This window comes from Coleofasciculus sp. LEGE 07092, from assembly GCF_015207375.1.
Classification (GTDB): Bacteria; Cyanobacteriota; Cyanobacteriia; order Cyanobacteriales; family Coleofasciculaceae; genus LEGE-07092.
This window is the reverse complement of sequence record NZ_JADEWY010000148.1, coordinates 1-14,592: the sequence shown is the minus strand read 5'-3', so window position 1 is coordinate 14,592 and position 14,592 is coordinate 1. Positions and strand designations below refer to the sequence as shown.

10 protein-coding genes and 2 pseudogenes are annotated in these 14,592 nt (G+C 46.2%); 8 read left to right on the top strand and 4 right to left on the bottom strand.

What is annotated here, in order from left to right; genetic code table 11:
• The 4 genes and pseudogenes from smc to IQ257_RS25420 all read left to right on the top strand — a co-directional run.
• A partial coding sequence (gene smc / locus IQ257_RS25435; RefSeq protein ID WP_193933302.1) for a chromosome segregation protein SMC occupies nt 1-3,398 on the top strand: 3,398 nt, incomplete at its 5' end.
• 311 nt (nt 3,399-3,709) lie between these two features.
• Nucleotides 3,710-4,000 (top strand): annotated as a pseudogene (locus tag IQ257_RS25430) (hypothetical protein); the annotation flags it as partial.
• 71 nt (nt 4,001-4,071) lie between these two features.
• On the top strand, nt 4,072-5,067 hold the full coding sequence (locus IQ257_RS25425; RefSeq protein WP_193879348.1) for a PRC-barrel domain-containing protein: 996 nt from the start codon (nt 4,072-4,074) through the stop codon (nt 5,065-5,067).
• A gap of 430 nt (nt 5,068-5,497) precedes the next feature.
• Nucleotides 5,498-6,145 carry a hypothetical protein gene (locus IQ257_RS25420; protein ID WP_193879345.1) on the top strand — a complete coding sequence of 216 codons (648 nt, stop codon included), beginning with the start codon at nt 5,498-5,500 and terminating at the stop codon, nt 6,143-6,145.
• A gap of 572 nt (nt 6,146-6,717) precedes the next feature.
• Here IQ257_RS25420 and IQ257_RS25415 read toward each other — a convergent pair.
• Both IQ257_RS25415 and dacB read right to left on the bottom strand, forming a co-directional pair.
• Nucleotides 6,718-6,930: a hypothetical protein gene (locus IQ257_RS25415; protein WP_193933300.1), complete on the bottom strand. Its 213-nt coding sequence runs from the start codon at nt 6,928-6,930 to the stop codon at nt 6,718-6,720.
• Complete coding sequence (gene dacB / locus IQ257_RS25410; RefSeq protein WP_193879339.1) at nt 6,924-8,441, bottom strand: D-alanyl-D-alanine carboxypeptidase/D-alanyl-D-alanine-endopeptidase; 1,518 nt, start codon at nt 8,439-8,441, stop codon at nt 6,924-6,926. The genes IQ257_RS25415 and dacB overlap by 7 nt, the downstream gene beginning before the upstream one ends.
• A gap of 164 nt (nt 8,442-8,605) precedes the next feature.
• Between dacB and IQ257_RS25405 the strand changes: the two genes are divergently transcribed.
• Together IQ257_RS25405 and IQ257_RS25400 are read left to right on the top strand one after the other, a co-directional pair.
• Nucleotides 8,606-9,505, top strand: a complete 900-nt coding sequence (locus IQ257_RS25405; RefSeq protein ID WP_193879336.1) for a TIGR02587 family membrane protein — start codon at nt 8,606-8,608, stop codon at nt 9,503-9,505.
• Nucleotides 9,502-9,921, top strand: coding sequence for a TIGR02588 family protein (locus IQ257_RS25400; RefSeq protein WP_193879333.1), 420 nt, complete (start codon nt 9,502-9,504; stop codon nt 9,919-9,921). The genes IQ257_RS25405 and IQ257_RS25400 overlap by 4 nt, the downstream gene beginning before the upstream one ends.
• Nucleotides 9,922-9,931: 10 nt before the next feature.
• On the opposite strand, the gene IQ257_RS25395 is transcribed toward IQ257_RS25400, so the two are convergent.
• Nucleotides 9,932-10,294, bottom strand: coding sequence for a DUF565 domain-containing protein (locus IQ257_RS25395; protein WP_193879331.1), 363 nt, complete (start codon nt 10,292-10,294; stop codon nt 9,932-9,934).
• Nucleotides 10,295-10,515: 221 nt separating this feature from the next.
• Nucleotides 10,516-13,023: a GAF domain-containing protein gene (locus IQ257_RS25390; protein ID WP_193879328.1), complete on the bottom strand. Its 2,508-nt coding sequence runs from the start codon at nt 13,021-13,023 to the stop codon at nt 10,516-10,518.
• Nucleotides 13,024-13,110: 87 nt separating this feature from the next.
• On the opposite strand from IQ257_RS25390, the pseudogene IQ257_RS25385 reads away from it, so the two are divergent.
• Nucleotides 13,111-13,638: pseudogene (locus IQ257_RS25385) on the top strand (response regulator transcription factor); the annotation flags it as partial.
• A 15-nt stretch (nt 13,639-13,653) separates the two neighbouring features.
• Nucleotides 13,654-14,481: a histidine kinase dimerization/phospho-acceptor domain-containing protein gene (locus tag IQ257_RS25380; RefSeq protein ID WP_193879323.1), complete on the top strand. Its 828-nt coding sequence runs from the start codon at nt 13,654-13,656 to the stop codon at nt 14,479-14,481.
• Nucleotides 14,482-14,592 lie beyond the last annotated feature (111 nt).

Below are 14,592 nucleotides of genomic sequence, written 5' to 3'. Positions count from 1 at the left end.
CTGGGGGTCAGGGGAACGGAGGAGCTGGGGAAGCAGGGGAGCAAGATAGTCCAAAATCTAAAATTCAAAATCCCAAATCGACAGAATGGAGAGTCACCCGACGACTGCGAGTTACCAAGCAAGACACCTACACTTCGACCTATTACATCAATGGCGAATCCTGCACCCTAACGGAACTGCACGAACAACTCAATCGCCTGCGGGTTTATCCAGAAGGCTACAACGTGGTGCTGCAAGGGGATGTTACCAGTATCATTTCCATGAACTCAAAGGAGCGACGGCAGATCATTGATGAGCTAGCCGGTGTTGCCTCCTTTGATCGTAAAATTAATCAGACCAGAGAAACTCTCAACCAGGTTAAAGAGCGAGAAGACCGTTGCCGGATCATCGAAAAAGAACTCGTTGCTCAACGCGATCGCCTCGCTACTGACCGACTCAAAGCTGAGAAATACCAAAAACTCAGAGCAGAACTCCAAGAAAAGCAACAATGGGAAGCCGTTCTGAAATGGCGATCGCTCCAGGCACAAGCATCTCAACTCAATGGCAAAATTGAAGCAGCCGAACGGGAAAAAACCCAGCTTACCTCCCAACTCACAACCTTAGACGCTCAAATCGCTCAAGCCACTACTCAACTCGACGAACTCAACACCCGCGTCAAAGCGTTGGGCGAAGAAGAACAAGTAGCCGTGGCATCAACCCTGGCAACCCAGGAAGCTGAACGACGGCAGTTGCAAACTCGGCAACAGGAACTAAGCGATCGCTTGCAAGAAACCAATGCAATCCTGCAAAAAACTCGCCAAGACATTCAAAACCAAGAGCAGCACCTCCAACACTTAATCGCACAAAAACACCTTGTCGAAACCCAAGAACTCGCGTCTCTACGTGCCGCACGGGATAACGCGCAAACTGCCCTCAACGAAAGCCGAGAACAGGCAAATGCGATCGCTTCTGCATCTGAAACCTGGGTGCAGCAACAAACCGCCCTCACCCGACAAATCGAAACCTTACTGCAAATCCTTAACCCCCAACGTACCGAACAAGCCCAACTCCAAGAACGCCACAACCAGCTAAGTCGCCAAACCGAAGAGCAAACCCAACTCCTGCAAAGCTTAGAGCCAGAACTTGCCACCAAACAAACTCAAGGGGCTGATTTAAACGGTCAATTAACCGCATTATCTCAACACATTCAATCCCTCGCCCAATCCCTAGCCGCCACCGAACAAGAACTGCAAATCCAACGGCAAACCCAAACCCGACTCTTATCAGAACAACGAGAAAAACAACGCCAGCTCGATAAACTCGAAGCTCAAAACCAGGCACAGCAAGAAGCCCAAGGCACCTACGCCACCAAAGTTATTCTCCAGGCAGGCATATCAGGGGTTTGTGGGTTAGTCGCCCAACTCGGTTACGTTGAACCCCGCTACCAACTTGCCCTAGAGACTGCTGCTGGCGGACGCTTAGGCAATTTGGTCGTAGAAAATGACGGCGTAGCAGCCGCTGGCATTGAGCTACTCAAACAAAAACGCGCCGGTCGCTCCACATTCTTACCCCTCAATAAAATTCAGCCGCCCCGCTTGTCTCCCATCGTTGCCCTGCGCTACGCAACAGGTTTTGTTGATTACGCCGTTAACTTGATTGACTGTGAACCTCGCTACAAGACTATCTTCGCCTACGTTTTCGGTAATACAGTAGTCTTTGAAACCCTTAATGCTGCCCGTCCTCATCTCGGTCAGTGCCGTATCGTTACCTTAGACGGGGAAATCTTAGAAAGTAGTGGTGCTATGACTGGCGGGAGTAGCAGCTACCGTTCTGGGTTGCATTTTGGCACAAGTGATGATGTAGAATCGTCGGAAATGACGGGATTGAGAAACCGTCTTCAGGAAATCGAGCAGATTTTAAATCGCTGCGATGAATTGCTCCAACAGGGAACGGTGGTGGCAAAACAAGAGACTCAAGAGCTAACCGATGCTAGGGCGAAGCGCTCGGAGACTCAGTTGCGGCTAGAACAGTTGCACAAAGACATTCAGAATCTGACGGCTCAACAGGAACAAGTGCGATCGCTTTTTGCTAAAAATACTCAAGAACTAAGCGCTGCCACTGAACGCCTGCAAATCTTAAATCGCGAGCTTCCTGCTCAAGAAGCCCAACTGCAAGAATTGCGTCAACAACTTGCCCAACTGGAGGAGTCTCAAACTCCTAGTGAGTGGCAGCACATTCAAAGTATCATCAAAACTAGAGAAGCTCAATTGAGCGATCGCGAATCTGCGCTCCGAGAGGCTGAGAAACAACTCCAAGATTTGGACAACCAGCAGCAGCGCACCACTGAGAAAATTACCGAAGCTCACCAGCGGATAGGCGACTATCAAACCCAACAGCAGTCTATCTCACAACAGCAAGCGGAAATTGCCAACCAGCTTTTGGTACTAAGTGAGCAAATTGCCCAAACCCAAGCAGCATTAACCCAACTCGAACAGCGATTGGGGCAAACCAAACAAGAACGCGATCGCGCCGAACAACACCTGCGAGAACAGCATTTAAAGCAGCAGCAACTATCTTGGCAACGACAAAAGCTTCGGGAAACCCAGTCAACCCGACGCCAGGAACTCGCTACCTTACAAACGCAGATCGAAAGCCAACAAGCCGAACTCCCCGATCCCCTACCCGAAGTTCCGCTACTAGTAGGGAAGGAAAACTTGGAAGACTCTGAACGCAACGTTTCACAAGAATCGCCCATTCCCCATTTTCCAATCGCTGCTCAACTTGAACAACTGCAAAAAGAAATACGAAACAGTCAAAAACGCCTTCAGGCAATGGAACCCGTCAATATGCTAGCCTTAGAAGAATACGACCGTACTCAAACTCGCCTACAAGAACTATCAGAGAAACTAGCAACTCTGGAAGCCGAGCGCACTGAACTTTTGCTCAGAGTCGAGAACTTTACCACCCTGAGATTCCGTGCCTTCAAAGAAGCTTTTGATGCGATTAATGAAAATTTCCAAACCATCTTTGCTGAACTTTCCGATGGAGATGGCTACCTACAGTTAGATGATCCTGAAGATCCCTTTAACGGCGGGCTAAATCTGGTAGCTCACCCCAAAGGTAAGCCCGTGCAGCGGTTAGCGTCTATGTCAGGGGGTGAAAAATCTCTGACTGCCTTGAGTTTTATCTTTGCCTTACAACGTTATCGCCCTTCGCCATTCTATGCTTTTGATGAAGTGGATATGTTCCTTGATGGGGCAAATGTCGAGCGATTAGCTAGAATGATCAAACAAGAGGCGATGCTTGCTCAATTTATTGTTGTGAGTTTGCGCCGACCCATGATTGAGTCTTCCGAACGTACTATTGGTGTTACCCAAGCCAGGGGAGCTTATACTCAAGTCCTAGGATTGAAGCTGTAATTCATAAAATAGGGTTCTTTGGAAAAAGCAACTTATTGCTCACCGTTCGCTTATTTTGCTGGGAGTTTGGGAAATACAAAGCCACAAATTTTGCCCCACCTCTCCCGTAATGCGATCGCCTACAATAAAATCAATGCTCCTCTGACCCAACGCCATGCAAATTGTCCTGCCAAGACGGTTAGGACATATATGAATTTAGTAGAGACGTTCCGGCGGAACGTCTCTACCAGAGTTTGTCCTAAGATATGTGTCCACTGCTATAAGTCCTGAAGTGCTAAGATAATGGGAATCTTTCTCAAATTTATGTCCAGGGTGAAAAATCCCTGACTGCCTTGAGCTTTATCTTTGCCCTACAACGCTATCGCCCTTCGCCATTCTACGCTTTTGATGAAGTAGATATGTTCCTCGATGGGGCAAATGTCGAGCGATTAGCTAGAATGGTCAAACAACAGGCAATGCTTGCTCAATTTATTGTTGTGAGTTTGCGCCGACCCATAATTGAGTCATCTGAACGCCCTATCGGTGTTACCCAAACCAGGGGAGCCTATACTCAAGTCCTAGGATTGAAGTTACAATCTACGAAGCGCGATTCGGTAGATTAATTTTGATTATTAGAGTTGAATATTATTAATACCTATTCCAGCAGGAGTCGAGATCAGGATTGCGAGACATAATGACAACTGAACTAATTCGTCAACGCTCCGATATTTTAAATACTCAGGTGATTACTCGCAATAACGGTAAGCGCCTTGGGGTCGTCAAGGAGCTCTTAGTAGATATAGACCGACGCGAGGTTGTCGCACTAGGTTTGCGAGACAACCTGCTCTCGATTGCTGGGTTGCCACGATATATGCTCCTGAGCAGTGTTCAACAAATTGGCGATGTCATTCTGGTTGAAGATGAAGACGTTGTTGAAGATGTTGACGTTGATGCCTACAGTAGCTTGATTAACAGCGAAGTCATCACCGAGACGGGTGAACTGTTGGGTCGGGTGCGGGGCTTTAAGTTTAATGTTGAAGACGGTACGGTGGCGTCCCTTATTATTGCCTCGATAGGGTTGCCCCAAATTCCTGACCAGGTTCTCAGTACCTATGAGCTGCCGATTGAAGAAATTGTTAGCAGTGGACCAGACCGATTGATTGTCTTTGAAGGAGCGCAAGAACGACTGGTTCAGCTAACCGTTGGTCTTTTAGAACGCCTCGGTGTTGGTAGACCCCCATGGGAACGAGAAGAAGAGGAAGGATACTACATCCCTGCCGCCCGACCGGAAAATCAATTGGGAACGGGTATTCCCATTCGTACACCCGTAGCTCAACCCATCCAAACGGCTACCCCGGTTGAAGAAACTTGGGATGACGATTGGCAAGAACCCGAACCTGAACCCCTACGGCGACAAATAGCAGAGCCTATGTACGCTGAAGCCCAACTCGAAGAGGATAACTGGGGTGATGAATGGACTGATACGTCTCAGTCCCCTCGTCGGTATCAGGAGCCTGTCTATGTTGAACCGGAGCCTTATGACAAAGATTACCGAGAAGAGTATGTCGATTATGAAGTTGAGGGGGATGCTTGGGAGGATAAGGTAGAACCCGAACCTTACAAAGCGCCACGAGTTAACATTCCAGAAAAAACAAAAACTCCTGAATATGAGGAGGAAGCGGGTTATTAATCTCTGGAGTCAGAAAAACTGTTTATTTTCTTCCTGGTAAAAGAATCTCTATGGTTTAGGTAGGGAGTAGGGAGCTACTATCTAACAGTAGCTCTTTATTCTGTTTATACTCACATCTTGCACCATTGTCAGTAAACCCGAAAACCCGCCTGGTGCAAGTTATCAGTTTATACCAAATCCGCATCGCCACAGAATTAAATAGGACTAGGGCTTGGTGCCCTACTGTTCTGCCTGTATGTGATTTACATTACAAACTCAGGCCAGAAAGATCACATTTCTTACAATCTAGCGATCGCTTAACGCTACCGCGATATCCTTCATACTAAAATTCTCGTCATTGGTCTGTCTTATAAAAGACCAATAGTCAGGCTTTTTTAGCTAAATAGAAAACTTTCTAGCTTAGTAGATACTTTGGTTATTGCCAAGAGATATGCTTACCCAACACCGTTCGATGTCGGATTTTATCCAATCCGAACTTCTTAAAGCCTTGCTACCGAGGCAAGCAACACCCAATCTGACTCTGACTACTGTCTCTATCGATCAAAGTCTATCATTGGAGCTGTGGACTCCTAGGAGGACACCTAAGATGCGGGGATTGATGCCCTCTGAAATCGAGGTGCTCTTGCGCGATCGCCCGCGTGTCGTGCGAATTATGTCAAAGTTGGTATGGTTGATGGGAGCCATTTGCATCGCTGAAGATGATTGGGAAGTCGGCGACAGGCAACCTCTTTACGACTGGGATAGTGTTATTGAGTTTGTTCGCACTGAGGGTCGATGTGTCAACCCAATCGTAACGCGGGTAATTTTCAGTCCCCAAGCCATTATTCCCATTTATGATCGTGGTCGTAAACAGGAAGGCAGAATACCGCCTCAAGCTTGGGAAATTTCGCCGCCACACTGGTCAATTATCTTTGATGACCTAGTACCAGTAGGACAAAATTTCCAACTCAAACAAGGCGGCGATTGGGTTTCTGTAGAAATCTGGACGGGTAAACCCATTCGCAGAGAAGTCCGAAGTGGCAATTTTTACGTGGAATATCACGACTTCTACGCGACTAATCGCTTGGGAAAATTTTAGGAACGATAACACCCCGTCTGTGAAGCGGGGTTTTTGGTATTGGGGACATTAGACCCATTAAATTAAAATTGGCTTTAAGATTTCCGGCTTTATCAAGTAAAACTTTCTTTACCGAAACTTTAAATAAGTGCTGTAACAAAAGAACTAAAATTTGAGAAGTCAGTAATACATCGCAGTTTCACGGGAGCATTCCTAAGAAAGCAATTCTACGCTAACAAACTAGAGCACCCACGATACACAAACCAAGTCTACAAAAACCAACTTTAAAACCTGCACAACTCAATAAAATACAACTAAATGCAGCCACCATCAAGAGTCAATCGCTCAAAAGACCTCAAAAAAGGGAGAGGAGACTGGCGATTCTGGCAAAAGAATCCAGAGCTAAAAACAGCATATCCTTTTGCTTTATGGCTGTTCCTCGGCTCGGGATTGCTTTTTTTGTCTGTTTATGACATGGAGATGAATAGCTACTTTCAGTGGATACCAACACCCGATCCAAGATGTCAACCTCCTGACCCCGATAAACCTTATGAAGTTTATGAGCAAATCGGTGCTAGATGTGAAAAGAGAGACTATTCTGAGGATTTTACAAAAACCCCAGAAGACCGTATCAGAGTTGGAGCGTCGGAGTCTGAGGAAACGCTATACCCCTCTTCTGTCACTCTGGGAAAATAAAAATCGCAGTCAACGGATGAAAGTAAAACCTCATGGGCAATAGAGCGATCGCTTGCCGAACGTCCGTGAGCATCAGCCGAACTGTGCAAGATGTCAGTTAAGGTCAGCACGATCGCAGACGAGTCAGCAGCACCACAATTTCATCCATTGCCTGACGAATCGTCGTAACTGGCTGGTTTGATTGATTTACCATAATGCTAAAAACCAACGGTTGATAACCTGGAACTTTCACATACCCAGAAAGAGTTGAAACACCACTCATCGTTCCAGTTTTCGCTTGTACGATACCTTGAGCCGATGTATTCTTAAAGCGCCGTTGGAGAGTACCACTTACACCAGAAACCGATAAAGAGGCTCTGTAGACATCTGCTACTGGTGTTTTTGCCATTGCCTGAAGCGTTTGCACGAGGGTGGTTGGACTCACCAGATTGTGACGAGATAACCCAGAACCATCTGCTAAAACGTAGCCTTCGGGGTCAACCCCTAACTCCGTTAAAATAGCTTTAACCTGTTGCAATCCTGCCTCTGCTGTAGATTCTCCAGCAACGGGTTGCGCAGCACCGAGCGATCGCAATAACGCCTCAGCATATAAATTATTACTCTGCTGATTGGTTTCCATTAAAAGAGTGGCAAGGGTTGGCGATTCCACAACTGCCAATTCCGGTTCGCCATTAGAATTAAAATCAGATACTACAGACGCCCGTACTACTACAATTTCTTCAGCAGCTAGAGCATTGCGAACGTGCTGTAAAAAATAGTCTGTGGGATCGGGAATCGCAACAGCCGTAAGCATCGGTTCAGCATCCACCCCTAATTGACCTTGAATTCGCAATAGGGGTTTTCCAAAAACGCCAGAAATCTCAACAGACTCTGACGAGCCTGTCTCAGAGGTATTAGAGGTAACTGTATTATTTTCCAACTGCCACTGCCTCCCCGCGACAGGATCTGCCCAAGTAACATTCAGAGGGCGTCCTATTTGTTGGGGCGATAAAGTCAGTAATGCCGCATTTTGATTGAGAATCGAGCTATTGACAGCCGTGCCATAGTATGCATTGATGTCTTCCCATTCCCAGGAGGGGTTAATGGTAGGTTCGCTGAAGTAACTATCGTCTACAATAAGCTGTTCAACTCGACGAATTCCATGACTTTTGAGCTGTTGTGCCAAGTCTTTCAATTGTTCGTCGCTCAAGCTAGGATCACCGCGCCCTATTACCCGCAGCGTTGTGATATCAGCACCCGTATCCGCACCGTAAACGGATGTCCGAATCCGAAAGTCAGAACCCAATCGGTATAAAGCCGCAGCAGTGGTGAGCAATTTTACATTCGATGCCGGGATAAAGTAGCGATCGGCATCGTGGCTGTAGAGAGTCGTGTTAGAAAATAAGGGTTGGATTAAGATACCCCAACGAGAGTAACGGAATTCGGCGCGATTAGCGATCGCTTCAATAGCTTGCGGCAAATTAGTAGGGCAAAGTTTCCCAGAAGCCTCTGACACTTCCTCTACTGCCGTCAGTGCAGGAACTTGCTCCGCCACCGCCTTTTGCCGGACAGCTAGCTGCACGTCTACTAACAAAAGCAACAAGCTGAGAGATTTCCCTAATCGAAATAAGTAATTGAGCATTCCCAAGTTGTGAAAGTGAAAGTAAACTACCCCGCCCCGCTTTATTCCCCACCTATACTCCCATGGATGAGGTATCTAGGGGGTTTATTAAAAGGAATGAAAATTAGTATAAGATTTTAAACCCTGTAGAGACGTAGCATACTACGTCTTCATAATTCATCGGTATGGTCAAACGTACTCGCCAACGCCAGCGCCCCAGTACCTGTTCAAAAGAACGAGATGATATTATTCGTGCCGCGTCCGGTGGCTTCTTGTTTGGAATTCCACTGTTGTATACGATGGAAGTCTGGTGGATTGGCTCTCAAACCTCTCCACGTGTAATGTTGGGCATCCTTGTCATTAGCTTTGTGGTAGTTTTCCTTCTCAATCGGGTTGAGGGTTTTCGCCAAACTCCTAGAGAAGATTTCCTCGATACATTAATGGATAGTGTTGTGACTCTGGCAATTGCGATCATCTGCGCTACCGTGATATTGGTTTTGTTGCATGAAATTCAACTGGGAACGCCGTTAAACGAAGCGTTAGGTAAGCTAATCCTGGAAAGCGTCCCCTTTTCCTTGGGGGGAGCTTTGGCTCATGCTGTTTTAAGCGGCGATCGCTGGTCGTCGTCAAATGATCAAAATTCCCATAACCATGCTGTTCCAACTTATCAGAGAAACCAACCAACAGCGGACGGTACCCTTGCCGATATCGGTGCTACGTTAATTGGTGCAATGATTATTGCCTTTAACATTGCCCCGACTGACGAAGTTCCCATGTTAACTGCCTCTGCATCACCCCCGTGGCTTTTCGCTATTATCATTGCATCACTCTTAATTTCCTATGGCATCGTCTTTGAGGCTGGCTTTACGACTCAGGAAAAACGCCGACAACAACAAGGGCTTTTCCAGCGCCCTTTAAGTGAGACTGTTATTTCCTATCTAGTCTCTCTTTTTGCGACTGTATTGATGTTGTTATTTTTCCAGAAGCTGAGTTTTAGCGACCCTTGGACAATGTGGTTGAGTTACAGTATCGTTCTGGGGCTTCCCGCAACAATCGGCGGCGCGGCAGGACGCCTTGCTATATGAACGATACCGATGAATCAGTCCCTCAAGTTGAACAAAAGCCGCAGCGATCGCCTGCTGAGTGGATCAGCTTTGGCATTGCGTTGTCCATTCTGACTGCTATTGTTGGACTAGTTATTTACCAATGGTTTACCCAAAAAGAGCGTCCCCCTGTGTTGTCGGTGACATCTGAATCTGAGATTCGCCAAGCTTCCGGGCAGTTCTACGTGCCGTTTACGGTTACGAATACGGGGGGGCAAACGGCTGAGTTAGTTCAAGTGATTGCTGAACTGCGTATCAACGGCGAGGTTGAAGAAGACGGCGAACAGCATATTGACTTTCTCGCCAGTGGCGAAACTGAGGAGGGAGCATTCATCTTCAGCCGCAATCCTAGAGAGGGGGAACTGATGATGCGGGTTGCCAGCTATAAATTACCTTGACTAAAAAGGATTACGAGGCAATTCTGAATGCCTCCAAAAAGAGGTTAAAAGTCAAGCCAAGTTTAAACGAGTTCAGGACTTCCATTAAAAAGAATATTAAAGGCTTGGGAGAACCCGAACGAACCTGGAGCTGTTGTAAGTTACGACTATAAACACTCCAGCTAACGATTTCCGCGAACAGAAACGTAGCTCCAGCACCTAATATGTCCCATTCACCAACTTGGGCAAGTGTGCCGGTAATGATTGTTGCACAAAAAAAACCCAATAGCGCACTAATGATTAAACAAGATAACCACTGCCAAGAAAGGCGCAACCACTGCCAAATCTTTTTTTGACTACTATCAATAAGAGTAGTGAAACGAGTTTTTTGCATAGAGGAAGTTGTACAGAACAAATGCTTGGCACCGGATAAGGTGTTTCTCTAGTTTTACGTTTAGTACTGCATATTTAGCATATCAGATTGGCTCTTTTGTTAGCCCCTAAGTAGGTAGGTGGGAATAAACCGAACTATGTTGCCAAATGTAAAGATGCCTTTCACCCTGACTAAGGACAAATGACGATCCTCACCCGTTAAGTTTAATTGTGCCGATCTACTTATAAAGCTTTTGACCCTAACTCCGTCCGAATAGGGAGATGAATTAAAAACGCTGTACCCAGACTCGGTGCAGAGATACACTGTAATTGACCGCCGTGTTCATCAACAATAACTTTGTAGCTAATAGACATTCCCAAACCCGTTCCAGAACCAACAGGTTTCGTGGTAAAGAACGGATCAAATAACCGACGGCATACGTCCGGTGTCATACCGATGCCATTGTCGCCGATCAGCAGAATGACTTGATTGGACTCAGGCACAATCTCTGTACAAATAAAAATAGTTCCATGATAGCTTTTAGTAGCTTCTGGAGAAATTTCTCTCCTGTACTCCTCTATGGCATCAATCGCATTCGAGAGGATATTCATGAAAACTTGATTGAGTTGTCTGCCATAGCACTCTATTTTAGGTAAATTGTCGTAATCTTTTAGAATTTGAATATCGGGAACTTCTGGATCTTTTGATTTTAGGCGGTGAGAGATAACCTGAAATGTATTCTCTATTTCTTCATGAATGTCTACCCATTTCATCTCGCCTTTGTCTACCCGCGAGAAGTTACGCAATGACAAGACAATATGGCGGATGCGCTCTACCCCAATTTTCATAGATGACAAAATTTTGGGTAAATCTTCTTGGATAAACTCTAAGTCAATTTCCTGTTCAGCTACTTGAATTTCAGGTATATTTTTAGAGTAGTAGTCTTGATAGAGTTTAATCAGGCTGAGTAAGTTAAGAGTGTATTGGTTGACGTGGGTGAGATTGCCGTAAATGAAGTTAATCGGGTTGTTAATTTCATGAGCAACCCCAGCTACGAGCTGTCCCAAACTTGACATTTTTTCGCTCTGAATCAGTTGGGTTTGAGTCTGTTGGAGTTCACGGAAAGCTTGTTCGAGTTGGGTGGCTTGCTCTCGCGCTGCTTGAGCGGCATGGCGGCTTTGATGCAATAATTGAGATTGTTCGATAGCGATCGCTAATTGATCGGCGACGGCTTGGAGTAATCCGACTTCTTCTTTCCGCCAAGGACGCGAACCGCTAGAATGACCGCAGCTAACCACACCAATTTGACCAGATGGGGTGTGAATTGGCAGTGCCAACAGAGCCGTATAACCGATACTGAAGAAAAATCGTTGCTCTGCGGGATCGGTTAATAACCTGGCACTATCTACACGAGTAATTTCCTTGTTAAAAACGCGGGTTGTAATCGGACCAAAGGCGGTAACAGGAACCGAGTAACCGATAAGGCTGGGAAAGGTTTCCGCTTTGGCTTCCTGAACCACCTCCCAAACCGGTTTTTCTGAGTCGGGTCTGTACCAAAGGAAGAAACAGCGATCAATTTGCAGGAAGTTGCGAATTTCGTGAACCGCCGTTTCTAGAATAGTATTGAGGTCGAGGGAGCGACGAATCTGACTGGCAAGTTGGTTGAGAATTGCTTCCCGTTGGGCGAGTTCTCGAAATCTGGTTTCGCTTCGCTGTAGTTCCTCAACCGTCTGCTTGCGTTCGCTAATGTCATGGGTGACGCTTAACAAAGACGCGATTGTTCCGTCAGATGCAAACTCTGGAACAATGCGAGATTGATAAGACTTTCTGCCGTTGGGTGCAGCAAAGTCAAATTCAATCGTTCGTTCACCCTTAGTCATTAATACCTCAGAGAGAGTCTCGTGCCAATAAGCAACTAGATCCTGTGGCATTCCCAACTCCTGATTGGTTTTGCCGATAAATGTTTGTTTAGGAATTCCCGTGTTTTTTTCGACGGCTGGATTGACGTAGACGTGTCGGAATTGGGTATCAAACCGCGCTATCAAGTCCGGTGAATTTTCTACTAAGGCTCTGAATTGTTGTTCGCGTAGGTAGAGAAGTTCTTCGGCTTTTTGGCGCTCGGTTATTTCCTGGTGAAGCTGCTCTAAAGTCTGTGTGAGTTCAGCCGTGCGCTCTGTTACTAATTCTTCTAAGTGTTCTTGATAGTGAGCTTGGGCTAGGGCAATGCTAAGTTGATCAGCCAGTTGTTGCAAAAGTTTAATCTCAAAACTCGACCACTGTCGTGGGCTGGCGCACTGATGAGCAACTAGCAAACCCCAGAGGTTTTCCTTGTGAAGAATTGGCACCACGACTTTCGCCTTCACCCCAAACTGTTGCAGAAATTCAACCAGGCAAGGGGCAATGTCAGCGTTTTTGACATCATCAATCGCCCGAATTCGTCCCCTAGCATACAATTGATGATACTCCTGGGGAAATACCTCAGGTTTAAACCTCTTTCCGAGAATGGCAGACCACTCAGGGACAACTTCCTCTGTCACGGCACTTCCAGTACCATCTGATGAAAGCCGAAAGATTAAAACTCGGTCTGCCTGAAGCAAATGTTGCACTTCTGTAACAGTGGTTTGAAGTATTTCGTCCAACTTTAAAGATTGACGAATTTTAAGCGTTACCAAGCTCAGTATTTGTGTTACTTGCTGGTGTTGGTTGAATTCTTTTGCCTCAGGTTGGTTTTTTCTGATCTCTATAGCCATCTTTGCCCTCTTCATATCATACAAAACAAGTATTTTTCGTAATGTTTTTTTAAGCGGAATCAAGGGGTGATTTTTTTTCAAAGAGCGATAGATATTATGCTACCAAAACTGGATGGGATTAGTCTTTGTCAGCGGTTGCGTCGCTCCGGTAAGATGACGCCCGTACTGATGCTCACAGCCAAAGACACCAGCAGTGATAAGGTAATGGGGTTAGATGCTGGTGCGGATGATTATGTGGTTAAACCATTTGATTTGCCAGAATTAACCGCTCGCATTCGTGCCTTGTTGCGCCGGGGGAGTTCCACAATACCGCCAATTTTAGAATGGGAACGGCTGAGTCTCAATCCAAGTAGCTGTGAAGTTACCTATGCAGGGCAACCGTTGCACCTAACGCCTAAGGAGTATGCTCTACTAGAATTATTCCTGCGAAATAGTAATCGTGTCTTGAGCCGTAGCATTATTTTGGATCGCCTTTGGTCGTTTGATGATCCGCCAGGAGAGGATGCCGTTAAGGTTCATATTAAGGATTTGCGGAAGAAACTGAGAATAGCCGGAGCGCCGCCCGATTTAATCCAGACGGTTTATGGGTTGGGTTATCGGCTCAAACAAAATTAGTGATTAGTTCAAAGGATGAATGGCAAGCCTAAAACTAAAAACGTTGTTAGTCCACAGTTTCAAGCCTTGCGCTGGCGTTTGTTGGGTTCTTACTTGCTGGTGATGGTGGCGATTCGGATAATATCCGATGGGGTGGTGTATCAGTTTTTTACCCGCAGTCTCTATCACCAATTGGATAATCGTTTAGTCACGTTAGCCCAAGCTGCTGCTCATAGTTTGGTGGCGATTAAGCAGGATAACGGTGCTGTTACCAAAACAGCCTACCGCTCATTGGATGAAGACGGCGATCTTGATATTCCTTGGCAGAATTTAGGCAAACCCGATCAAAGTGTGGAATGGTTTGAGGCTAACCAAAAGCGGTTGGCAATATCTGGAACCCTTGCCCCGACGATGCCAATTGCAGTAGGTTTTCAGACGATACAACAGGGGCAGATTCGCACTCTGACCATTCCAGCCTACAGTTACAGCCATCATAGGCGACAGTTAGAAGGGTACGTCCGCGCTAGCGAGTCCACAGCATCGATGGAAGCTATCCTGACTCGTCTGCGCTGGGGATTGAGCTTGGGGGGAATGATTGCGTTGGGTTTGATGGGAGTTGGCGGTATGTGGCTAACTAAGCAATCCCTGAAGCCTATTGAGCGAAGTTTTAGGCAGTTAAAGCAGTTTACAGCAGATGCCTCCCATGAGTTGCGTAGTCCCCTGACGGCAATCAAAACTTCGGTAGAGGTGATGCAGACGCATCCAGAACGCATTCATCCAGCAGATGTCGAGAAGTTAACAGCGATCGCTTCTGCTACCAATCAGATGAGTCGTTTGGTAGCAGACTTAGAGTATTCCAACTAAAAAATGATCCAAAACTTTAGTCACTTCGACAAAAGATTTCAACGAACCATTTTTTCAAAGTTGGTAAGCGGTAAATCTGCTCTTCGATTTGGGCCATTGCTTGTTGTGTAA